A 22,768-nucleotide genomic window follows, 5' to 3' on the forward strand; every position below is an offset into this window, starting at 1 on the left:
AGTTAGTAAGTGCGGATGGAATAAATTAAATCAAAGCGTCATTGCGAGGAACGAAGCAATCCCCGACTTACAGAGCAACAATACAGATCCTTTTTCCTTTTGAATTAAGTGGGCGTTGCCTTCGGCCCGGGCTTTACGCTCATACTACACAGGGCATTAGCCACGGGGCCGGTATCCGCTTCTATCCCTAACGCAGTTTTAAGAAAGTAGCAGTAACCACAGGCAGTGGCAGTTATGCTAAGTTAAAAAGACTGCAACTGCCAGTGCCGCTGCTACTAAACTATTTACAATTACTCAAACCCTTCTCCACCGTCTGCGCATCAATCAAACCCATTTTGTTCCCAAACGAGTTGCCGACATAAGTAAGCACTTCCGCTATTTCAATGGGCGACAGGCTTCCTTGCGCAGGCATTATCCCGCTAAATTTTTTCGCAGCAACAGTAATAGTATCTTTAAGGCCATTCCTTACAAAACAAGGCAGGTTATCCAGGTTTTTACGCAGGTAAGCCGAATCGGTAAATGGCGGTATCAGGTTACTCAGTCCTTCGCCATTGGTACCATGGCAATTTTGGCATTTGCTGCTGTAAATGGTACTGCCAACAGAGTAATAACGCGCGTACGTCATTTCGCTTTCGCTCTGACAGGAGGCTAAGAAAGTGGCAGTAGCAGTTAATAGTAGCAGTATGTAAATGTATTTTACCTTCATATTTAGTAATCCATATTAGTTGTGTTCGAAAGATTTAAAAAAGCAGTGGCATCGCGCGATTCCCTCCCCGGGGAGGGTGGAGGGAGGGGTTTATCGAATATGCACACCCGCAAAAATGACCCCTTCCCGCCATTTCACAGACATCCGCACCCTTCCCCAAGGAAGGAGTTTTGATGAAAATCTAATCTTTCGAACACGACCAAATCCATATCTTAGACTTTATTCCTCTTTCGTCTCAAAACTGCAACTGCTGCTGCCACTTCTTCCTTATTTCGTATCTTCCTTCTCCAGCGTATGCATATCCGCAACCAACTGCGTTACCTGTTTCACATCGGTGCCATCGTAACTCCCGCGGATGCGTTTTTGCTTATCCACTAAAATAAAGTACCCGTCGTGCACGTAGCCCTGGGCGCTGTCATCCTTGGCCGATACCAGGTAATTTTTTTCGGCTATCTGGTAGATCTCTTCCTTTTTGCCATACAGCAGCCACCACATATCGCCGGTAATGCCCAGCTTGTCGGCGTATTGCTTTAAAACCGGAATAGTATCATGTTTTGGATCAATGGTGTGCGACAGGATCTTCACGTTCGGGTCGTTTTTAAACTCGTTGTACACCTTCAGCATATTGCGCTGCATAATAGGGCAGATGGAAGGGCAACTGGTGAAAAAAAAGTCGGCCACATAGATTTTACCGGCCAGGTCTTTATCCGTAATGGTTTTGCCATACTGGTTAACAAAGCTAAACGCCGGGATGGTGGCATAAATGGTATCCACCTCAGTTTTGCCATCTACTGTTTTGGTAACCGGCTGGCGGTTGCCAAAAATGGGCAGTTTTTTATCATCGACGGTATGACAGGCGCTCAGCAAAGTAATACCTGCTATTAAATAGATCAGTTTTTTCATTTCTTTTTAACAGTTTGCAGGTAATTTTGTGCTTGTTGGGTGGCTTCTATCAGCATCGAATCAACCGATTTTACTTTAGTTTGCTGTTCTGCGAGGTATTTCATCACATCTTCATGACTTTTGCCGGTGTAATCGGGTTCAAACTTTTGCATCCAGTTGCCCATGGCGTCATCGGCTGCCATTAGCGCCGCACTGTATTTGTGCGCTTCAGTTGTATCAGCGTTGGCCGCTTTAGCCTGCATAATTACCGTGTCCAGTTTCATTTTACTCATCATCGCTTTTTCATCGTCGGCCATTACCTTTTCATGAAAATCGATCACCTGCTTTTGCAGATCCTTTTCCAGTTTCTTGTTATTCTGACCGTTACACGCAGTCAGCACTGCTGTTATTGCAAAAATGGTGTAAAGTAGTTTGTTCATATCTCTAAAATTAGGTTGTATCCAAAACAAATTCCCGGCAAATTTACATTGCCGAAGGTATCAAAAGTTAATAGTAAAAAAAGATGCAGGCATTCAATTTTACAAACGGTAAACCCTGTTTAGGTGTTGCCGGCCACTGTTTTCTTTTTTCTGCGTTTAAAATAAAATATCAGGCCAATGGTTACCATCACTATCTGTAAAAAAGCGCCGGTCATGGTGCTGATGTCGCGCATGGTTTTACCGCCAAAATCCATAAAGTGATGTTTGTGAAACAGCGCAAAACTATAACCTTCATTCAATTCCACATCGTTGGTGTTCTTGGCTAAAACCCCGGTCGCTGTTTCAATATACAGGCGCTGGTTATGGTTAAACGCATAGTTCACCTTCCAAACCGGCAGGCGTTTATCGGTAAAGTTATATTCGTCGGTAAACTTGGTAATCAACTGTACCGATGCAATGTCCTGATCTTTTTTCCCAATCAGTTGCGATGCGATATCCTTCGCGTAAAGCTCGTCGCCATCTTTCAAAACGCTGTTATCGCTTGCGCTGATATAAGTTACCGGGGCGGCATCAGCACTCATATCCTTCATCAGATCCTTATTGCGGGTTGCTTTCTCACCCGGCTGCGTATACACCTGCCAATAAGGTTTCCCATTTAACTGCGCCAGGCCGATGTTGGTAACTGGTTTTTGTACGATGCCCCGCAGCCTATTCAGATCAAAGTGAACAGCCTTTGCCGCAAAAGCATGCTGCACCGAAATCACTTCCTTTTCCTTCAGTCCAAACTTCGAAAAAGCATGGTAACAACCGCTAAACGTAAACATCAGCGTAAATAGCGAGGCTACAATGGCCGTGTACCGGTGATTGCGCCTTGCCCTAACCACCGGGCTACCGGGCACTTTTTTACTTTTGGTACTAAAAAACAGGTAGATCCCCATCAGGGACGTAAAAAAGCCAAGCGCCGCAAAAAATACTTCGATAACCAACCGGCCCTTACCCAAAAAATTGATCCAGCCCCAGGTGTGTACCAGGTCGAAAAACGTGGTGAAGGCCGCCCGGTTCTTATCCACGGCAACGCCAAAGCGGTCCTGCCCGGTTTCCACATAGAGCCTGATATGATCATCCCGTTTAAACGAAACCTCGTAAACCGGCAGCAGGCAATAAATGCTTTTATATTCCTCATTAAATGATTTAACGAGCGATACATTGGCCACCGGTGCACCGGTTTTATTATTGAGCACGGTATTGGCCGCTTCACCGCAGCAATCAGCCATATTACCTGCCGGCATCGGCATCCCCGAAGGCATATTCATTTCAACCTTTTCTTTTTTCGGCCAACCTTCCAAAAACAGCCGCGCCAGGTATTGGGCGTACAGCCAGTCGCCTTTGGCCAATACATTACCGTTTTTAGTGCTGATGTATTGCAGTTCGCCGCCACTACGGGTTTTTAGCTGGTAAAACCAATTGGTATCAATGTGCACCAACCGCACACTATAAACCGAATCGATCTTGTTTTGCAGCAATACTTTCTCAAGCGGCAGCAGTATCTTTTTGCTGTCTAAGGTATCAACCCGTATGCCCTGGGTTTTAACTGCCGGGCGCATATTGGTCATAATGGGGTGCATAAACCCACTACAGGCCCAAAGCAAAACAGGAAACGCAATAATAAGCGAGCACGTGCGATGCCATTTGTAAAGCCGGCGTTTAAATGCGCCGCTGGTGTTTTTATCTGCTGCCATCCTTAGTATTTTGAGATAGAGTAACTGATGCCTAAATTATAAATGCGCGGCGGCGCAGCGTTGTACGTATCGCCGTATTGGTTGCTGGTTACCGTAGTGGCATACAGCTTATTCGTCACATTAAGCACATTCAACCATATGCCGGCGCCCTTCAGCACACTCTTTTTAAAGTTATAGCCTAAGCGCAGGTTGTAAATATCGTATCCCGGGTAAACCTTGGTATTTGCCGGGTTGGTAAAATAACGGTTCACATGCTGCCATTCGGCACCTATCCTAAAACCTGCAAAGTATTTTGGCTTATAGGTCAGTTCCGAATTGGCTATCCACGTAGGTGCATTGTTCATCCGGTTGCCGTTGTAAATAAGGTTATAACTTTTACCGGTTACATAATTGGTACCTACTTCGTTATAGTCAATATAAGTATGCCGTGCATTCGTCCCGCTAAAGCGGAAGGCTAACGCACTAACAGGGATATAATTTACAGCATACTCGATCCCCTGGTGCCGTGTTGCTCCTGCATTCTGGTTCTGCGTGGTGTTATCGGGTAATAGTTGATTGATGATCTCATTGCGCCCTTCCAGGTCGTACAAACTGACCTCCACAAACATTTTCTTGTTCAGCGCCGAAAACCATCCGCCCAACTCGTAATTATAAAAGGTAGCCTGCTTTAACTGATTGGTTTGCCTTGCGTTATACAGGTCACCCGTTTCAGGTGGCTGAAAACCCACACTGAAATTACCATAAAAGCCTTTATTGCTTCCCAGGTCATAAGTAAAACCGAGTTTAGGGGCTACAATATTAAAGTTATCGGTTTCCTGTTGTTTGTATTTTGTTGAACCAGCAGGCAACTCATTTGCAAAGCTATAATGTACCCTGTCGTACCTTAAACCTGCAACTATGCGTAACGAATCCATCGGCTTCATCTCATATTGCGCATAAGCAGCCGTGTTAAACAACTTAATGGTATAATGATCGATATAAGTGCCTGTATTGGTAAAGCCGGTATAGTAGTTATTAGCTACATCTTTCTGGATATTCAAAAACTGCGCGTAGTACGAGCTCGGACTATTATCCAGGTAAGCACCAACGATCAGCCGCGAATGTAAAAAGCCAAAGTCACTGCGGTGCTGTGTTAAAAATCCATAGCTTTTAAAACTCTGGTCGTTAACCTGCCCGTTCGAACTTTCGTATTGCCCAAGGCTGTTCCGCACATCGGATATAAAATAGCTTGGCAGCTGCGCGGTAGAGTTGTCCCTGAAAAATACAGTAAAAAAAGTATTGTTACGTTCGTTCCAGGCATGTTCAATACGCGCATTGGCCCTAAACGAGTTTACTTTGCGGTAAGTAAAACGCTGGTTGCTGCCATAACTGCGGCTGTAAAAATGCGCGCTGTCTAAACTGCCCGGCGTTTGCGTGTTGAGGTAATTGTAGCTTGCGGCAGCGGTTAGTTTGGTGCGGGCATCAAAGTCATACGTGGTTTTGATGTTACCCGAGTACTTGTCAAAGTCCGAATAATCCTGCCAGCCATCTTTTTGATGAGCCACATAACCACCGGCATAAAGCCCGAATTTACCGGTACTGTACCCTGCATCCGCGTCAACGCGGTAGTAATGATAGTTATCACCCTGCACAGATACATCGCCTGAATAACCGGTAGGAGGGTTCTGCGTAACAAAATTGACAGCGCCCCCAATGGCATTGCTGCCATATAACGATGACGCGGGCCCCTTGATCACCTCGATATCCCGCACGCCCGACATATTGATCTCGTACAGCGAATTATGGTTAAATATCCCGGTAGGGCGTATCGGCAAGCCATCTTCCATATACAGGTACAGCGCGTTGTAGGTAATAGGTTGGCGTATGGCCATGGTGTGTTGCTCGTTGCCCAGGTCTATCATATTTACCCCGGCAACCTTGTTTAAAAGCTGGTAAAGTGCGGTGGCTTTGGTGTCTTTTATTTGTGTGGATGTGATCTTGCTTATCGCGATGGGAGCATCCTTACGTTCCTGCTTTTCGCGACTTGCCGAAACAACCACTGGCTGCAGGTCAATAGCCGATGGTTCTAAAGCGATCTGTAAACTGCGTATATCAGCGGCAACGCTTACCGGTTTACTTTGATAACCTATCATCGAAATCTGGATATTTCCCAGCATGTTAAGTGTATAGGTGCCTTTGCCATCGGTTGTTCCCAAAAGCTTTAGCGTTGTGCCTTGTACCGCACTAACGGCAGCATTAGCTAAAGGTTCGTGTGTAATGGCATCGGTTACCGTAATTTGTACAATGCTTTGCGCCGACGCCGTGATGGAAAATATAACGAATAATAAAACGATATATAACGATTTGAAATACATGTTTTGATGTATTAAATAAGATAATAAATTGAAGGAAGCTTTGGTATCAATCTTTACATCCTGCAAGCGTCAAAGCACTTAATAGTCCTGATTACGCTGCCCTCGATCAATACACAGAAAAGTATTATCCTATTTTGGGCGGTTGGAAAATTACACTTGCACGTTGTGGCAGCGCAAACCGCGGATAGGGGGTATCCATCACCCCGAGCAGTTGTGTATTAAAGGTTATGGTTAGGCCCTTGTCAAAAAAAGCCTCCTGAAACAAGCTTTTACCCATTTGACGCTCATCGTTCTTCTCTTTTTGCTCGGCTTGTTTGATCTTTTTTAACAGGTAGCATTTACCGTTACAGTGCATCCATGGCCTGCTGCGGTTCTCGCACAGCGTGCTGGCAATGGCAGTTTTGTTTATTTCAAAGCCTGCAAAAACAAACAGCGTCGAAAAATTGGCCGACAAGGTAAACACGATCAGTAATATAGCTGTAAACCTGTTTAACATTGCTGCAAAGGTAAGTTTAATGGTTTGATGTGCAAATCGAACCCTTAAAAAATAATACTGCTAAATACGCCAATTGGTTGCCAGTGATATTCGTCATTGATTCAATTCCGCTTCCTGAAAGAGAAATTAGAGTAGACTTACTGCTTGAGTCTCACATAATAGATCAGGTCGAGCGTAGGCGCAACAAAACCTTCTTCCTTCATCAAAATGATCAAATTACCGCGGTGGTGCGTGCCGTGGTTGATCACATGCGCCATAATATCAAGCAAACGGTCGTTATACGGCTGTCCGTTGGGATGGATATAGCTAATTACCCTGTCGAAATCCTCCGGCTGCAGTTGGTCAATAAAGTCCATCCACTCGGTATGATAATTTTCCAGGTCTTGTTTGATTTCCTCAGGCAGTCTGTCCTGGAAACGCTCAACACTCTGCGGTATCCCCAAAATACGGTCGAGCCAAATGCGCTGTGTGGATAACAGGTGCGAGAACAGCTCGTATATCCTTGAGTTTTGCGGGAACTGTTTTTCAAACTTATCAAACAGTTCATGACTGGCCCAATGGTCGTATTCAAATAATTGCTTAAAATAGGCTTTCATGTAGTTATTGGTTATTAGGTTATTGGTGTATTAAGTTATTAAGTGCGTGGTATTTCAAGCTAAGCCTTATTTTTGCTTGTTGCGACAATCACCGTATATCAAAAACGCTTGTAACTCCAATAACTTATTAACCCGATAACTCAATAACTAATTATGCAGGTCTGCTATCGGGATACCCAAATTTAGCCCTGAAAGTTTTCCGTTCAGGTGTAAAATCCCACCATTGCCTGCTGCTGCCGGGGTTATTGGCATGATGTACGATCAGCCTGAACTGATCCTCTACACAAGGGTCGGTTTGGTAGCCAATAAAACGCTCGTGCTCGTTCAGTAATTCGGCGCCGTCTTTGTGTTTAAGCTGCTCCAGGTTAAAGTACCCCATGTCGATCAGATCCTGCGCAAACCTTGGTCCAATGGACGCCAAACGCTGAAATATCAAATGTGCATTAAGCGCTTTCGCGCGATGTTCGCTCACATCCAGCAGTGTGCCCAACTCATCTATCGCATAATCATCCAACCGGTTGATCTTCACACCGGCTTTTTTTAACCGGGCCTTCTCGGCAATGCTCAGGTCAAGCTTGATGCTCTTCATTGACTTTGTGAATTTGACAATCAAAAAACCCCAAAGGTGGGTATTTGTCGGTATTTTTACTTGTTTTTCGGCGGTTTTTTGTCTCGAAATTATGAATTTCATAATCTCTAAACATAGCGCTCAATCTTACAATATCGCAAAAAAGCAGCACAAATGCAACACGAATGCCGGATATACCGGTATACTAAGGTCTTGATTCCCGGCTCTTGACTCTTAATTCTTGACTCTTGCTTCTTGACTCTTGATTCTACCTTAATTATCTTTCTTCCCGCCGCCGCCAAACACCGAGAAGTGTACATAACGTTTCGGATTGGCTTTCAGGTCTATCAGCAATTTATCCAGGTTGGCAGATGCGTCACGCAAATGATTGTACATTTCATCGTCGGTTAGTAATTTCCCTAATGATCCCTGCCCTTTATTGATATTACCGATGGTGGTTTGCAGGTCCACAATGGCCTGGTTGGCATTGTTTATAGTTTGTTTAATGTTCGCCGAGGCAACGTCATCGCTCACCTTATTAAAGTTAGACATTGTTTTGGTGAGGTAAACGCTGTTGGTTTTTAAGTTAGCCGATATCGATTCTACATTGGTGAGTATATTATTGATGCGCACACTTTGTACGCCAACCAGGTTGTCAACTTTTTTACTCATCCCCTCAAGCGATTGCAGCGTGTTGGCTATGCTGTTAAAGCTCCGGTCAACATTTTTTTGAAAACGCGGGTTCATAATATTGTTTACCGACGATAGGATAGAGTCCATCTTGGCAATGATCATTTCAACCTTTTTTTGCACAGGTTGTAACGATTCTGCAAGCCCGCCCTTAATATCCGCGCGCAAAGTATCCTTATCTTCAGCCATCACTTTGCTGTCGCCCAGCTCAAATATAATGGCTTTGCTGCCTAACAGGTCGGTGCCCTCCAGCTTAGCTAAAGTATTTTTAGGGATATCGTATTTGGGTTCAACCTTCAGTTCAACCAGTGTGCGGCCATCAGCCAGTAAGGTCATGCGCGATACGCGCCCTATCGGGAAACCGTTAACCAGCACCGGTTTTGATACCGAAAGGCCGTCAACAGTATTGTAGGTTGCGTAAAATCTGTTTTCGCTGGTAAAAATGTCATTGCCTTTTAAAAAGCTATATCCTAATATCAATATAGCTACCGATACTACTGTTAATGCGCCTATTTTTGTTTCGTTTGATATTTTCAAAATACTCTGGTTTAATTGTGTTATGGTTGATCAGGATTGTTCTAACGTTGTTTTATATTTCTGTATGGCCCGTATTATCGAACTTACTATCTCGTTCTGTCCGTCTTCCGAGTTTAAATAATCCTCATCTTTAGGGTTGTTAATAAAACCTGTCTCAATCAGTACAGCCGGCATGGCGCTGTGGCACAATACCAATATACCCTGCTCTTTCACCCCATCGCTGTGGCGGCCGTCAACCTGGGTAAACTCATCGTTCAGTAAACCTCCAAACAGTATGCTGCTCTTTCGGTACTTTCTCTTAAACTCATTTAACAGGATTAAGTTTTCCGGATCGAGCGCTGTTTTTGCAGTTGCATCGCTGCTTTCCTCAAACATGTTCTCACGGATGGCAGCTGCTTCTTCATTATCGCGCCCGTAGCGGTATACCAAAAACAGTACCCCGCGCCCCGACTGATCGGGCACACGCTTCTTTTTGCCCTTTACAGTAATTACTCTGTCCGATAGTGAGTTACAATGCAATGAGATGAACAGATCTCCCTTTGCTGCATTCGCAATATCCGATCGTTTTTGCCAGGCTACGTTATCCGTTGTGGTGCGTGTCATCACCACCTTTACGCCGGGTACATCTTTTTCAATGGCCTTTTGCAATTTAAGGGCAAGGGCAAGCGTTACTTGTTCTTCCGTACTGTATGAGCCTCTTGCGCCGGTATGGCCGCCGTGGCCAGCATCAACCACAATGGTTTTCATCCGGTAACGGTTAACAGTGGTATCTTGTTTGGGGCTTCCGTCTATGCTGAATGAGGGCAGTACGAATAAACAAACAATAAATGTTAAACTATAAATCAATCTTTTCAATGCCCTATTTTTCATTATTTTTGACCGCGAATAAACTTTGTCTGCAAAAATACTATTCATAATCAATTTTGAAATTTATAACGCTTTTTTTTCTTTTAACGTTCATTTCACTCACACAAGTTTATTCTGCATCCAATCATTATGCGGGCCGCCGTTATTTTACTGTTGCCGATACCAACAGGCACATTATCAAACTCGATACTGTTAAAGATAAGAATTTATTGCGAAGAAACGGCAGGAAGCGCACAGGGAAAGACACCGTTAAATTAAATAAAGTTAATATTACCGATACAACAAAAAAGAATAAAGAAGGCCTTGAAGACGAGATCAAATCAGTTGCGCACGATTCAAGTACCGTGGATAAAGGCAGCGGCGTAGCCTATCTTTGGGGCGCTGCCCGGGTAACTTATGTCGATTTTGCACTGGATGCCGATTATATTCGCGTTGATCAGAAAAGTCACCTGGTTTTTGCCAGCGGCCGCATCAACCCCAAAACACACCAATACGAGGGGCGGCCAAATTTTGTGCAGAAAGGCGAAAACGCTATCAGCGCCGATTCGATGGTATACAATTACGTCACTAAAAAAGCTAAAATTTACAATGTGGTTACCAATCAGGATGGCGATTACCTGAGCGGCGGCAAGGCCCGTATCTTAAACAGCAGCGAAACCGCGTTCAGCAACGTATTGTTCAGTACCTGTGATCTGCCTTACCCCGATACGCATTTTGGTATCGTTATTAAAAAAGGGATAGCCGAAAAACACCAGATCATTTCGGGCCCTGCGTACCTCGAAATTGAAGGTGTACCGTTACCCATATTCCTGCCATTCGGTTTTTTCCCAAAGCCCGATCAAAAAACATCAGGCTTTATTTTGCCAACCTTTGGCGAAGACCAGCAACTGGGCTTTTATTTAAAGGGTTTTGGTTATTATTTTGCTTTTAGCGATTATGTTGATCTCACCACCCTTGGTACCTATTATACCAAAGGCTCGTACGAACTCAATTCAACGGCCCATTACTTTAAAAAGTACAAATATCAGGGTACCCTTATACTGGGTTATGGTTCGCATAAGTATGGTTTGGAAACCGACCCGCCAAGCCGTGATTTTAATGTCACCTGGACACACTCGCAGGATCCCGCGTCTAATCCCGGCACCACCTTCAGCGCGTCTGTAAACGCAGGTACATCAAGTTATTACCAAAATTCGCCAGCGCAGTCAAATTATAACCTGCAGTCGTTAACACAAAATAACCTGCGGTCCAGTATATCATACGGCAAAACATGGCCAGGTTCGCCGTTTAACTTTACCGCCAACCTGGGCCACAGCCAGGATATAACCCGCAAAACCATAACGCTCGAGTTGCCAACCTTTAGTTTAAACATGACTACCCTAAGCCCTTTTGAAAAAAAGGATCAGGTTGGCGATAAAAAGTGGTATCAAAACTTAACCATCGGCTATAGCCTGCAGGGTACCAATAAATTAAACTCCATTCCCGAGTCTCAACTGTTTACAGCCAACACCTTTTCAAAAAAGTTTCAAAACGGCTTTCAACAACAAATACCGATAGCTTTAAACCTTACAATTCTTCGCTATTTCCAGTTTAACTCAAGCGTAAGCTATAACGAACGTGATTATTTTCAAACCATCCGTAAACATTACGCGCGCGGTAGTATTTCGGGTTTGGATTCGCTGGTTACCGATACTGTACAGGGATTTAAACGAGGCGGCGATTATTCCATATCCAGTGGTTTCTCAACCAAAGTATATGGCATGCTGCAGTTTAAAGGCAAAATTAAAGCTATACGCGATGTAATAACCCCATCGGTTAGTTTCCAGTACCGCCCCGATTTTTCCGATCCTAAATATGGCTATTACAATACCATTGTAAGTAACGCTACCGTTCCGTATCCATACACCTCGCAAACCTATTCTATATTTGAGCAAAGCGTTTACGGTGGGCCCGGAGGTGGCAAATCTGCCGGTTTAGCTATCAGCGTTAATAATGATATCGAGGCTAAGGTACGGGCAGGCAGTTCTGATACGTCCGGAAAAGACAGAAATATCCCTTTGATCCAGGGCTTGTCATTCTCCACTTTCTATAACTTTGTGGCCGACTCGCTTAAATTGTCCCCCATCAGTTTTTCAGGGCATACAGCATTATTTAACCAAAAATTAGGGATCAGTTTTGGCGGTGTTTTAAACCCCTATGTTACCCAGATCCGCGATTCAATAGCAGGCGGGCGATTGATCCGCTATGCGCATGTGATCAACCAGTACACCTGGCAGCAGGGGCGTTTTCCTATGATCACCTCGTTTAACGTATCGGCAAGCATGAGTTTTAGCTCAAAATCAATCAAAAGCAACCCCGCGGGCCCGCAGCAAAATGTCAATACCATGCAGGGCATTAACTCCGAACAGGCACGTAAACTGGCGCTCATTAATCCCAACGCCAATGCCTTTGTTGATTTTAAAATCCCCTGGAGCATTAATGCCAGCTACAGTTTTTTCTACAGCAATACAGGGGTGTCAACAACCGTGGGCAATACCATCCAGATCAGCGGCGATTTAAGTGTTACCCCCAAATGGAAGGTAACCTATAACAGCGGTATCGATTTACGGGCAATGCAGGTGAGCACGTCTTCCATCGGTATCTACCGCGATCTCCATTGCTGGGATATGTCGTTCCAGTGGATCCCATTTGGATATTATAAATATTATAGCGTTGACTTACGGGTAAAAGCATCTATATTACAGGATCTTAAACTCAGTAAACGCAAAGACTACTACAATAACAATTAATAATGCTGGCAGAAATTATTACCATAGGCGACGAGATATTGATCGGGCAGATCATCGACAGCAATTCGGCCTGGATAGCCCAGCAGCTTAACGTCATCGGTATCCGCGTAAAGCAGATCAGTTCCGTGTCTGATGATCGCCTGCACATCCTCACAGCTTTAGCCGAAGCCGCTAAACGCGCAGATATTATTTTGATAACCGGTGGCCTTGGCCCCACTAAAGACGATATTACCAAAACAACCCTGGCCGAATATTTTAATGTATCGCTGGTGCGCAACCAGGAGGCCCTGGATAACGTTGGCCGGATCTTCGCCAAATACAACCGCCCGCTGCTCGATGTTAACATCAGGCAAGCCGATGTACTTGAAAATTGTGAGGTTATCCTCAACAACAACGGCACTGCGCCGGGTATGTGGTTTAACGAGCAAGGTAAAATATACATCTCCATGCCTGGCGTACCGCACGAAATGATGTATATGATGGAGGAGTTTGTGATACCCAGGCTAAAAAATACTTTAGATCTGCCGGTCATCATCCACAAAACCATCTTAACAGTAGGCGAGGGAGAATCCTTCCTGGCCGAAAAGATTGCCGATATCGAAAGTTCATTACCAGCACATATCAAATTGGCTTACCTGCCTAAATTAGGCTCGGTACGTTTGCGTTTAAGCGCTTTTGGCGATGATGAAACAGCTTTACAGGCAGAGGTGGAGATCTATGCTAAACAGTTTATCGAACGTATTGGCAAGGCCGTGGTAACCGATGCTGATGTGCCGATAGAAAAAGCTATACTTGACGAGATGGAAGCCAGGGGCTTAACCCTTTCAGTAGCCGAAAGCTGTACCGGTGGTTTTATTTCACATTTATTTACCCAGCATCCCGGTTCGTCAAAAGTGTTTTATGGTGGCGCTATTTCTTACTCATACGATCTGAAAGAAAGTATGCTGGGTGTTAAAAACGAAACCCTTTGGCACCACGGCGCTGTAAGTAAAGAAACTGTTGTTGAGATGGTGGAGGGGGCGCTGATTAATTTCAAGTCGGATTATGCCATAGCCGTAACCGGTGTGGCGGGTCCCGGCGGCGGTACCGACGATAAACCGGTAGGCACGGTATGGATAGCTGTGGCAAATGCAAAAAAAACTTTTGCACATAAGTACACTTTTGGCAAAAAGCGTATGCAAAACATTGAACGCACGGCTATTACCGCTTTGGGCATGTTGGTAAATTTATTGCGCCAGTCTGGTCAATAAGGCCCAAAATCGTTAATTTTACGGATAATATTCTAAGCGTATTTATGGCTAAATATAAGTTGTTACTGCCCAAAATGGGCGAAAGTGTTGCCGAAGCTACCATCATCAAATGGAACAAGAACATTGGCGACAAGGTGGACATGGACGAAGCCATATTGGACATCGCCACCGATAAAGTCGACTCTGAAGTACCTTCTCCCGTTAAGGGTGTTCTCACGCTTAAACTTTGCGATGTTGATGAAGTTGTGCAGGTAGGCGCAGTAATAGCTATTATTGAAACCGAAGAGGCCGAAGGCGAAACCGAACCGGAAGCGCCACAGCAATCAGAAACACCTGCACCTGTTGCTGCAGAATCGGTGCAATTGCCACCAACCGTAATACCGGTAATGGAGGAAGAAGAGTTTCACGAAGAAGAATTTTTATCGGCAGCGCCTTCGCCAACACAACAAATACCAGGTATTGAACAATTACCCCAGCCCGAAAAACCGGCCCAGGTTGTGCAAAACGAATCATCAAGATTTTATTCGCCGTTGGTAAAAAACATTGCCCAACAGGAAAAAGTAAGCCAGCAGGAACTTGACTCCATACCAGGAAGCGGAATAGATGGCCGTTTAACCAAAGACGACCTGATCAAATATATACAAGACCGTGTGCGGGGAGTACTGCCGCCACTTAAACCGGTTATCAGCGAGCAACCTCAAACGGCTTCAAGACCATCGGACAGTTTAACACAACCTGCATTTGTTACAGGCACCGTATCCGGTAACAAACCCGAACAATCGGCTCCTGCAGCAGTTGAAGCGCCAAAGCCGGCTGCCGAAGCGCCTAAGCCCCAGCCGGAAGCGCCAAAATCACCTGTTACCGCGGAAGCTAAACCAACGCAACCCGCGGCAGTACCGCAGCCAAAAGTGGTGTCAACCAGTGGTGGCGACGAGATCATCGAAATGGACAGGATGCGCCGCCTGATAGCCGAGCACATGGTGAAAAGTGTACACACTTCACCTCACGTAACTTCGTTTATCGAGGTAGATGTAACCAACATCGTACTATGGCGCGAAAAAAATAAAAACGCTTTCGAAAAACGCGAAGGCACCAAGATAACCTATACACCAATATTTATTGAAGCTGTGGCCCGCGCTATCCGCGATATGCCGATGATCAACGTATCAGTTAACGGTACGCAGATCATCAAAAAGAAAGACATCAACATCGGTATGGCAACCGCCTTACCAAGCGGCAACCTGATCGTTCCGGTGATCCGCAAAGCTGATGAGCTGAACGTAGTAGGCCTAACCAAAGCCGTAAACGATCTGGCAAACCGCGCCCGTACAGGCAAACTACAACCCGATGATGTGAAAGACGGTACCTTTACCGTAACCAACGTAGGTACGTTTGGCAACGTAATGGGCACACCTATCATTAACCAGCCGCAGGTGGCTATATTGGCTTTAGGCGCGATCAAAAAGAAACCGGCCGTTATCGAAACCGAAAGCGGAGATGTAATAGCCATTCGTCATCTGATGTTCCTGTCGTTATCTTACGATCACCGTGTGGTTGATGGTTCGTTAGGAGGGTCTTTCATTCGCCGTGTAGCCGATTATCTGGAGGGTTGGGATATTAACAGAGAGGTGTAATCGCTTAACCCGTTAAAGAGGGAATAAAATAAAAGGACATCTGACTCTAATCAAATCAGATGTCCTTTTTAGTTTAAATCGACGTCTATTATTACTACCCTTTAGGGGCTGCGATGCACTTCTCCGCAAACTCATCCGTCCTGCCAAAAGCATACCCTTGCTTCTGCACCCAACCGATAAAATCGTCCAGACGCTTCTCAAAATCAACACCGGTATTTTTAGCTACATAACCCGGAAAACCGAAGCGCTCAGGTTGTTTCAGATCGGTAAACTCCCAGGGGTGGAAGTACAGGTTAAGGTAACCATCTTTATGATGGGTGCTTTTACATAACCATTTCAGCAAACCCATCGGCAGGTTATGGAACGATAACCAGAACAACGGAAAACGCACAACCGGCGATACCGACGAGGGCAACTGCAATACCCCATCCTGGTAAAACCAGGTGCGCGGTTTGCCGAAGTTGTTATACCTGCCCGGCAAATAAGTAGGGTTGATGGACGAATTATATTGATAGCCTGCGTTATAGATCTCTTTTTCATCAACCGGCATCATCCGCGCCATGCGGTAACCTTTTACCGGGTGCCCGGTTAGTTTTTCTAATGCATCTTTGGATTGTTTGAGGTGCTCAACCTTAAAATCCGAATGGTAAAACCCATGCGAAGCTACTTCATGCCCTTCGTTAATGAGCTGTAGAATAACTTCCGGCTTATGCTGCGCGTAATTGGCCGTGCAGTAAAAAGTGGCCTTAACCTTATGCTTTTTCAGGATAGCCAGTATCTTCAACGTACCCTCGGTTGAAATACTTAACTGGTCTTCAAACGATATTTCTTTGCCGTACTCAAACGGCATATCAAACTCTTCGATATCAAAACTTAACAGTACCATTATTTAATATCCATGTTTGTAGACCGGATGATGTAGTTAGGGCGCTGTTTGCTTTGCATAAACATTTTACCCAAATAAAGCCCAATGATACCTAATACCATTAAGTTCATTCCACCAAAAAACACCACAGTAGCCAATAATGATGCCCAGCCCGCCGCTTCATATTGCGGGCGAAAAAAGTAGCTGTACAAAATATAGGGTATATATAACAACGAAGCGAACGAAAAGAACGCACCAATGCCAATGGCAATGTTTAACGGGCGAACGCTAAAGGCAGTAATACCTTCAACCGCGAAGCGTACCATCTTCCTGATGGTGTATTTGCTCTTGCCCGAAAAACGCGCATCGGCAGTATAATGGATAGCATATTGCTTAAACCCAAGCCATTTGATGAGCCCGCGCATAAACAAACCGTTCTCGTTCAGTTGCACTAACACATTGGCCACCTTGCGGTCTATCAGCCTGAAATCAGCCGTGCCTTTCTCGAGCTTGGTGTCTGATAGCGAGTTGATCATCTTATAAAAAATGTCGCTCGTTTTGGTTTTCAGTATGGTAGCATCGTCGGTATATTCGCGGCAGGAGTAAACCACATCAAAGCCTTCTTCCCATTTTTCAACAAACTGGCCGATCATTTCGGGCGGGTGCTGCATATCGCCATCCATGCTGATGATACAATCGCCGGTAGCAAAATCATAACCCGCTTTTAAAGCATTCTGATGGCCGAAATTCCGCGAAAGCTCCAGATAAAATATACGGCTGTCAATCGTAGTGAGGTATTTCAGCTTATCCAGTGTACCGTCCGAGCTGCCGTCGTCAATAAAAATGATCTCGTAATCGTAATTGCCGAGCGCCTGTATAGCAGCCAGCAAGCGGTTTGCCAGGTGCTCAATGTTCCCTTCTTCATTAAACGAGGGTATAACTACCGATATCTTCTTTTTCATGATCGTACTAATGAATCGGTTGGTTCTTCATCAAACTTCCGCGTGAGGGTTTCATAAACTATTTTGAGCCATATCACCACGCAAGGTAAAGCTTTTAAGGCATAACGCTTGGTGTAATGATCGCTCAAATAATGCGGAAACAGGTCGGTAGGCGAAAAGCTTGTTAATATCAGCGCAAAAACCAATAAAAATATATCCCAGCCACTTACCGGCCGCGGCGCGTTTACGTACCATATAGCTACTCCGGCAAAAGCGATAATATAGGTTGGAGACTCGGAGCTGCTGCTGAAAATGATGGGGAATATTAAGGTTGAAGCCAGTATCAATAACTGAAACCCTGTGTATTTGTAATTTTTGATTTTAAGATATGATGAAAAGAACAGCACAACACCCGGTATCAAAAACCAGATATTCGACAGGTTGGGCACATCAAAAATGCGCCTTGCCATACCTTTAACCGAAATATCCTGCATGGTCGATCCGCTGTTTTGGATATCCTTGTCGGATAAGCTGTGGTACCAGTCTTTGTAACACTGCACCACAAAATGCGGCGACGAAAACAGCATCGGTAAACAAAACAACACCACAAACCAAAACACCATGCTTAAGGTAAACTTTAATTTGTTTTGCGAAAAAAAGAAGAAGGCCAGCCCCACAATACCGTACAATTTGATAAACGTGCCCAGGGCTATTACCAGGGCCGCCCAAAAATCCTTCTCATTACGGATAAATACATAGCTCAGGATGATCAAACTGGTGATAAAAGGGTTAACCTGTACGCTTAGCGATGCCGTTACCAATTCATTTACACAGATCAGCAGTATGGCAATTTGTTTTTTATTGCCGATGGGCAGCATGGTAACTGCCTTGTACAACATAAACGTGTTGAACAGGCTCCATAACATCACTGCAATACTATCCGGCAAAAAATAAAAAGGAGCTATCACTACCGCGAAAACAGGCCCGTAATGATTCTTATCTTCAAAATACTGGGGGTATTGTAAAAACAGGTTTTGCTGGTGGATAAGATCATAAAAAGTGTATTTATAGATCTTGTAATTGTTGTAAACATGCAACAGATCCTGCTTTAACGCGAAGAACAGGCTCAGACCAAAAAAAAGCACCAACACAAAGGTTTGATTTGTAAAAAGCTTTTTGATGGATGCTATCAAGAGATATTGGGGTGTAAGTTTATAGTTACAAAAGTAGGAAAATTATTGAAAATACAGTGTGCAGACGCTTAAACGCAAAAATGCCCCGATAAACCGGGGCACTTTTGTCAGAGAAATCTACAATAAAAAACTCTGTTTCTCTTTTATTGATCACGCAATCAAATTCACATCTTTTATTTGACCGGCAAAGGCAATAAAAGCCTTGTCCTGTGATATACGTAACTGGTTTTCGATCAGATTGTTCAATTTGATCTTTCCGGTTACAAAATGGAAGGTATCCGAATAAAAGCGCTCGTGGATATGTTCAAATTTTAAAGCTTCAATTAAGCTTTCGTCATTATAACGCAGATACACATTGATCTCAATGTCGTTGGTAAACTTCAGATCCATTTTCTTATGCGCTTTTTTGTATTCGTACTGGTAATCGTAACGTAAAGCCGCAATGTCCGACAGTACTGCCGAACCTGTTGGGTGGCCGCCCGCACCTTTACCAAAAAAGAACTGCTGATCGGCGAAAGCTGCCTGTACAACCACACCGTTATATTCGTTCTCTACATTGTATAAAAACTCGGTATCGTTAACAAATTTGGGTAACACAAACATGGCTACGTGTCTGTCGTCGAGCTCTTTGGCTACAGGTACCAGCTTTATTTTCAAACGCTTTTCGCGGGCATACTGTATATCGGCAGCAGCTAAATTTTGTATCCCAATGTTCAATACTTCTTCTGGCTTTACCACCACACCATAAGCGTGCGATGCTGCGATAACCAATTTGTACTTCGCATCAAAGCCTCCAACATCCAGGGTAGGGTCGGTTTCAGCAAAACCCAGATCCTGCGCTTGCTTTAATGCGGTGGCATAGTCCATCCCTTCGCTGCATACTTTGGTGAGGATATAGTTTGATGAACCATTGAATATCCCGCTGATAGAGTGCAGCAATTCATTATCATAATATTCTTCCAGGTTGCGGATGATCGGGATACTGCCGCATACCGAGCCTTCATACAGTAACGAAGTACCGTATTTATGCTGCAGTGCTATCAGTTCTTCCAGATTATCAGCTATCATTTTTTTGTTGGCCGATACCACGTTTTTACCCGTGCTCAATGCCTTTTTAACGATCTCGAAGGCAGCTACAGCATCGTTGGTCAGTTCAACAATGGTGTTAATGTCGGGGTTGTCCAGTATGGTGTCTCGGTCGGTAGTGAATAATTCGGCAGGTAGGGTACGTTGCTTGTGCGAATCTTTGATGGCAATTTTAACTATTTCGAGGTTTAGTTGTTTGGTGATGATGATATCGTGTAACCCTTGTCCAACTACGCCAAAACCAAATAGTCCTATTTTTAACTTTTTACTCATTATATATTATGCTGTTTGCAGCTTGATTACTTTTCCATTAATATCCGAACCTAAAAACGTACCGATAATGCGGGTAAGCGTTTCGGTTTCTATTAAAAAACTATCGTGCCCGTAAATCGATTCGAACTCCGAAAAGGAGGCGTTCGTGATATGTTTTGCCAGGTATTGCTGTTCTTCTAACGGGAATAAAATATCCGATTTAATACCTATTACCAATGTTTTCGCTTTAACCAGGCTCAATGCTTTTTCAACACCATTGCGGTTACGACCCACATTATGCGAGTCCATGGTTTTACTTAAATACCAGTAGCTATAGGCGTTAAAACGTTTTACCAGTTTTTCGCCCTGGTAGTTTTGGTACGATGCCGCTTTGTAATTTTCAAGTTTTTCGTGCTCATCGTGTTGTTGCGTAGTATCGTAAGTTGCGTACCCGCGATAGGAGAGCAGGGCAATACTGCGTGCCGCTTTCAAACCTTTGCTGCCGCCATCGGGTGTGTTGGCATAAAAGGTACGGTCGGCACTAATGGCCAGGCGCTGCGACTCGTTAAAGGCAATGCCCCATGGCGAATGCTTGGCATTGGTAGCGATAAGGATCAGGTTGTTTATTTTGGCGGGGTCGATGATGGCCCATTCCAAAGCCTGCTGCCCGCCTAAAGAACCGCCAATCAGCACATTGATCTGGTCGATGCCTAAATGATCGGCCAGTAACTGGTGCGCTTTTACCATATCACGTATCGTGACCATCGGGAACGACAGGTAATAAGGCTGACCGGTTGTTTCGTCAGTATTCAAAGGGTTTGTTGTGCCGTAAGGCGATCCCAGCACATTGGCACATACAATGTAATGGTCGGCAGGGTTAAATAAATTGTTATCGCCAAAAAGGCCGGCCCACCAGTCTAACACGTCCGAGTTCGCCGTTAAGGCATGACACACCCAGATCACATTATTGCGGTGTTTATTTAATTTACCAAAGGTATGGTACCCAATCTCGAGCCCGTGCAATTGCTTACCCGATTCGAGCGTAAAGTTTTTTGAATACTTAAATGTTTCTGTGCTCATTATTCTGTAAACCCTCTCCGTACAGGCCGGAGAGGGTTGTTTTATTTATTATACTAATTCGGGCGTTTGCTGTTTAATTTTTGCGAACGCGTTTGCCAAATCGGCTTTAATATCATCAATATGTTCAATACCAACAGCAATACGCAACTGGTTTGGCGTTACCCCGGCCGATAATTGCTCTTCGTCCGATAATTGCTGGTGCGTAGTTGCCGATGGCTGAATGATCAGTGTTTTGGCGTCGCCAACATTGGCTAAATGGCTTATCAGCTGCAGGCTATCAATAAATTTGCCTGCATTTTCTTTATCGCCCTTAACCTCAAAGGTTAATACGGCGCCAAAGCCATTTTTTAAATATTTTTTTGCCAGTTTATGCTGTGGCGATGATTCCAGACCCGGGTAATTAACTTTGGCAACCTGCGGATGATTTTCTAACCATTTAGCCAGTTCGAGCGCGTTATCCACATGGCGTTGTACACGCAGCGATAAGGTTTCAATACCCTGGATAAACAGGAACGAGTTAAATGGCGATTGTGATGGTCCAAAATCACGCAAACCCTCTACACGGGCGCGGATAATGTATTGGATATTACCAAACGGGCCGCCAATACCAAACACATCCGAAAATACCAGGCCATGGTAACCTTCGGCAGGCTCGGTAAATTGAGGGTATTTTCCATTGCCCCAGTTGTAGGTACCGCCGTCAACAATAACACCACCAATGCTGGTGCCATGTCCGCCTATCCATTTCGTGGCCGATTCAACCACCACGTGGGCGCCATGCTCTAACGGGCGGAATAAATAACCGGCCGCACCAAAAGTGTTATCTACAATAACCGGCAGGTTGTATTTAGTGGCTAAAGCCGATATCTGGTCAAAATCAGCAATATTAAAACCCGGGTTACCAATGCTTTCTAAATAAAGTGCCTTGGTGTTATCGTCAATTAAGGCCTCAAAGCTTTCTGCCGTATCATCTTTGGCAAAACGCACATCAATACCCAGGCGCTTAAAGGCTACTTTAAACTGGTTGTAAGTACCCCCGTATAAATATGGCGCGGTTACAAAGTTATCGCCGGCCTGCAAAATGTTATTTAGGGCCAAAAATTGTGCTGCCTGGCCCGAGGCTGTTGCCAGCGCCGCTACACCACCCTCTAAAGCAGCAATGCGTTTTTCAAACACATCGGTAGTAGGGTTCATAATGCGGCTGTAAATATTACCAAACTCTTTTAAGGCAAACAGGTTTGCGCCGTGTTCGGCATTTTTAAATACGTACGATGTGGTTTGATACAAAGGTACTGCGCGTGAACCGGTGGTTGGATCGGCTTCCTGGCCGGCATGTAACTGTAATGTTTCGAATTTGAAATTTGTTGTTGACATAGATTTATGGTTTTTAGAGTTTTAATTGTATTCTGATTAGAGAATAGCATCCGGGCGTTTAGCCCCGACGTTTTACACAAATTACATTTCAGTAAAAAAACTGAATAAGTTGAGTTAATAGCGTTTTAACAACAGCAACAACACATACAAATACAACCGGCGGGAATGGGCGTAAATGCAAATTTGTTACGGAAAGTGTTCCGTGAATTAAAGGGATCTAAAAATTGAAACAACGTTTTCATGGTTATTTAACTTATATTCCCCGGTGATCCATTCACCGGGCCAGGATTTGGCACCTTCTCCTATTTGGAGGGTTGCCAGTGGGTTAATGAGCCTGATCTCTCGCCACTTCTTTATAAATCAAAACCTTTTTGAGGGGTATTGACCTTGGTATTTTTACCAAATTATGTTTCAAATATATACTTTAGC

Annotated in this window: 19 protein-coding genes and 1 riboswitch; of the genes, 3 read left to right on the forward strand and 16 right to left on the reverse strand. The window is 44.4% G+C overall.

Going from position 1 to position 22,768, the window contains the following annotated elements; all coding sequences use genetic code 11:
- Positions 1–280 precede the first annotated feature (280 nt).
- From ACFGVR_RS17315 to ACFGVR_RS17360, 10 genes are all read right to left on the reverse strand, one after another.
- Positions 281–706 (reverse strand): c-type cytochrome, encoded by a 426-nt coding sequence (locus ACFGVR_RS17315; protein ID WP_448698609.1) that lies wholly within the window; start codon positions 704–706, stop codon positions 281–283.
- Between the two features lie 267 nt (positions 707–973).
- Positions 974–1,609, reverse strand: coding sequence for an SCO family protein (locus ACFGVR_RS17320; protein ID WP_448698610.1), 636 nt, complete (start codon positions 1,607–1,609; stop codon positions 974–976).
- Positions 1,606–2,028 carry a hypothetical protein gene (locus ACFGVR_RS17325; RefSeq protein ID WP_448698611.1) on the reverse strand — a complete coding sequence of 141 codons (423 nt, stop codon included), beginning with the start codon at positions 2,026–2,028 and terminating at the stop codon, positions 1,606–1,608. The genes ACFGVR_RS17320 and ACFGVR_RS17325 overlap by 4 nt, the downstream gene beginning before the upstream one ends.
- 119 nt (positions 2,029–2,147) lie before the next feature.
- The gene (locus ACFGVR_RS17330; RefSeq protein WP_448698612.1) at positions 2,148–3,767 is read right to left on the reverse strand and encodes a PepSY domain-containing protein; all 1,620 of its coding nucleotides are present in this window, start codon (positions 3,765–3,767) and stop codon (positions 2,148–2,150) included.
- A 2-nt stretch (positions 3,768–3,769) separates the two neighbouring features.
- Positions 3,770–6,121 (reverse strand): TonB-dependent receptor, encoded by a 2,352-nt coding sequence (locus ACFGVR_RS17335; RefSeq protein WP_448698614.1) that lies wholly within the window; start codon positions 6,119–6,121, stop codon positions 3,770–3,772.
- 124 nt (positions 6,122–6,245) lie between these two features.
- Positions 6,246–6,617, reverse strand: a complete 372-nt coding sequence (locus ACFGVR_RS17340) for a hypothetical protein (protein WP_448698615.1) — start codon at positions 6,615–6,617, stop codon at positions 6,246–6,248.
- A 137-nt stretch (positions 6,618–6,754) separates the two neighbouring features.
- Complete coding sequence (locus ACFGVR_RS17345) at positions 6,755–7,213, reverse strand: DinB family protein (protein ID WP_448698616.1); 459 nt, start codon at positions 7,211–7,213, stop codon at positions 6,755–6,757.
- A gap of 151 nt (positions 7,214–7,364) precedes the next feature.
- Entirely contained in the window at positions 7,365–7,802 is a 438-nt protein-coding gene (locus ACFGVR_RS17350; RefSeq protein WP_448698617.1) for a helix-hairpin-helix domain-containing protein, read from the reverse strand.
- Positions 7,803–8,054: 252 nt separating this feature from the next.
- A complete protein-coding gene (locus ACFGVR_RS17355) occupies positions 8,055–9,008 on the reverse strand; it encodes an MlaD family protein (protein ID WP_448698618.1) in 954 nt (317 codons plus the stop codon).
- A gap of 30 nt (positions 9,009–9,038) precedes the next feature.
- The gene (locus ACFGVR_RS17360; protein ID WP_448698619.1) at positions 9,039–9,863 is read right to left on the reverse strand and encodes an N-acetylmuramoyl-L-alanine amidase family protein; all 825 of its coding nucleotides are present in this window, start codon (positions 9,861–9,863) and stop codon (positions 9,039–9,041) included.
- 68 nt (positions 9,864–9,931) lie between these two features.
- Between ACFGVR_RS17360 and ACFGVR_RS17365 the strand changes: the two genes are divergently transcribed.
- The 3 genes from ACFGVR_RS17365 to ACFGVR_RS17375 are packed head-to-tail and all read left to right on the forward strand — an operon-like array spanning position 9,932 to position 15,548.
- Positions 9,932–12,664, forward strand: coding sequence for a putative LPS assembly protein LptD (locus ACFGVR_RS17365; RefSeq protein WP_448698620.1), 2,733 nt, complete (start codon positions 9,932–9,934; stop codon positions 12,662–12,664).
- Between the two features lie 2 nt (positions 12,665–12,666).
- Positions 12,667–13,914, forward strand: coding sequence for a competence/damage-inducible protein A (locus ACFGVR_RS17370; protein WP_448698621.1), 1,248 nt, complete (start codon positions 12,667–12,669; stop codon positions 13,912–13,914).
- Positions 13,915–13,958: 44 nt separating this feature from the next.
- Positions 13,959–15,548 (forward strand): dihydrolipoamide acetyltransferase family protein, encoded by a 1,590-nt coding sequence (locus tag ACFGVR_RS17375; protein WP_448698622.1) that lies wholly within the window; start codon positions 13,959–13,961, stop codon positions 15,546–15,548.
- 94 nt (positions 15,549–15,642) lie between these two features.
- On the opposite strand, the gene ACFGVR_RS17380 is transcribed toward ACFGVR_RS17375, so the two are convergent.
- The 6 genes from ACFGVR_RS17380 to ACFGVR_RS17405 all read right to left on the reverse strand — a co-directional run bounded on the left by ACFGVR_RS17380 (position 15,643) and on the right by ACFGVR_RS17405 (position 22,339).
- On the reverse strand, positions 15,643–16,434 hold the full coding sequence (locus ACFGVR_RS17380) for a polysaccharide deacetylase family protein (RefSeq protein ID WP_448698623.1): 792 nt from the start codon (positions 16,432–16,434) through the stop codon (positions 15,643–15,645).
- Positions 16,434–17,375, reverse strand: coding sequence for a glycosyltransferase family 2 protein (locus ACFGVR_RS17385; protein WP_448698624.1), 942 nt, complete (start codon positions 17,373–17,375; stop codon positions 16,434–16,436). Before ACFGVR_RS17385 ends, ACFGVR_RS17380 begins: the two co-directional genes overlap by 1 nt.
- Positions 17,372–18,547: a glycosyltransferase family 87 protein gene (locus ACFGVR_RS17390; protein ID WP_448698625.1), complete on the reverse strand. Its 1,176-nt coding sequence runs from the start codon at positions 18,545–18,547 to the stop codon at positions 17,372–17,374. Before ACFGVR_RS17390 ends, ACFGVR_RS17385 begins: the two co-directional genes overlap by 4 nt.
- A gap of 150 nt (positions 18,548–18,697) precedes the next feature.
- Positions 18,698–19,906 carry a homoserine dehydrogenase gene (locus ACFGVR_RS17395; RefSeq protein ID WP_448698627.1) on the reverse strand — a complete coding sequence of 403 codons (1,209 nt, stop codon included), beginning with the start codon at positions 19,904–19,906 and terminating at the stop codon, positions 18,698–18,700.
- 6 nt (positions 19,907–19,912) lie between these two features.
- Positions 19,913–20,965 (reverse strand): homoserine O-acetyltransferase family protein, encoded by a 1,053-nt coding sequence (locus ACFGVR_RS17400; RefSeq protein ID WP_448698629.1) that lies wholly within the window; start codon positions 20,963–20,965, stop codon positions 19,913–19,915.
- 48 nt (positions 20,966–21,013) lie between these two features.
- Entirely contained in the window at positions 21,014–22,339 is a 1,326-nt protein-coding gene (locus ACFGVR_RS17405; protein WP_448698630.1) for an O-acetylhomoserine aminocarboxypropyltransferase/cysteine synthase family protein, read from the reverse strand.
- Between the two features lie 250 nt (positions 22,340–22,589).
- Positions 22,590–22,701, reverse strand: a riboswitch (SAM riboswitch).
- Positions 22,702–22,768: the final 67 nt, after the last annotated feature.

The sequence above is a fragment of the Mucilaginibacter aureus genome, from assembly GCF_053514885.1.

Coding starts and splice junctions, on each gene's coding strand:
- ACFGVR_RS17315 (WP_448698609.1), bottom strand. CDS start 706: ATGAAGGTAAAATACATTTACATACTGCTACTATTAACTGCTACTGCC.
- ACFGVR_RS17320 (WP_448698610.1), bottom strand. CDS start 1,609: ATGAAAAAACTGATCTATTTAATAGCAGGTATTACTTTGCTGAGCGCC.
- ACFGVR_RS17325 (WP_448698611.1), bottom strand. CDS start 2,028: ATGAACAAACTACTTTACACCATTTTTGCAATAACAGCAGTGCTGACT.
- ACFGVR_RS17330 (WP_448698612.1), bottom strand. CDS start 3,767: ATGGCAGCAGATAAAAACACCAGCGGCGCATTTAAACGCCGGCTTTAC.
- ACFGVR_RS17335 (WP_448698614.1), bottom strand. CDS start 6,121: ATGTATTTCAAATCGTTATATATCGTTTTATTATTCGTTATATTTTCC.
- ACFGVR_RS17340 (WP_448698615.1), bottom strand. CDS start 6,617: ATGTTAAACAGGTTTACAGCTATATTACTGATCGTGTTTACCTTGTCG.
- ACFGVR_RS17345 (WP_448698616.1), bottom strand. CDS start 7,213: ATGAAAGCCTATTTTAAGCAATTATTTGAATACGACCATTGGGCCAGT.
- ACFGVR_RS17350 (WP_448698617.1), bottom strand. CDS start 7,802: ATGAAGAGCATCAAGCTTGACCTGAGCATTGCCGAGAAGGCCCGGTTA.
- ACFGVR_RS17370 (WP_448698621.1), top strand. CDS start 12,667: ATGCTGGCAGAAATTATTACCATAGGCGACGAGATATTGATCGGGCAG.
- ACFGVR_RS17375 (WP_448698622.1), top strand. CDS start 13,959: ATGGCTAAATATAAGTTGTTACTGCCCAAAATGGGCGAAAGTGTTGCC.
- ACFGVR_RS17380 (WP_448698623.1), bottom strand. CDS start 16,434: ATGGTACTGTTAAGTTTTGATATCGAAGAGTTTGATATGCCGTTTGAG.
- ACFGVR_RS17385 (WP_448698624.1), bottom strand. CDS start 17,375: ATGAAAAAGAAGATATCGGTAGTTATACCCTCGTTTAATGAAGAAGGG.
- ACFGVR_RS17395 (WP_448698627.1), bottom strand. CDS start 19,906: ATGAGTAAAAAGTTAAAAATAGGACTATTTGGTTTTGGCGTAGTTGGA.
- ACFGVR_RS17400 (WP_448698629.1), bottom strand. CDS start 20,965: ATGAGCACAGAAACATTTAAGTATTCAAAAAACTTTACGCTCGAATCG.
- ACFGVR_RS17405 (WP_448698630.1), bottom strand. CDS start 22,339: ATGTCAACAACAAATTTCAAATTCGAAACATTACAGTTACATGCCGGC.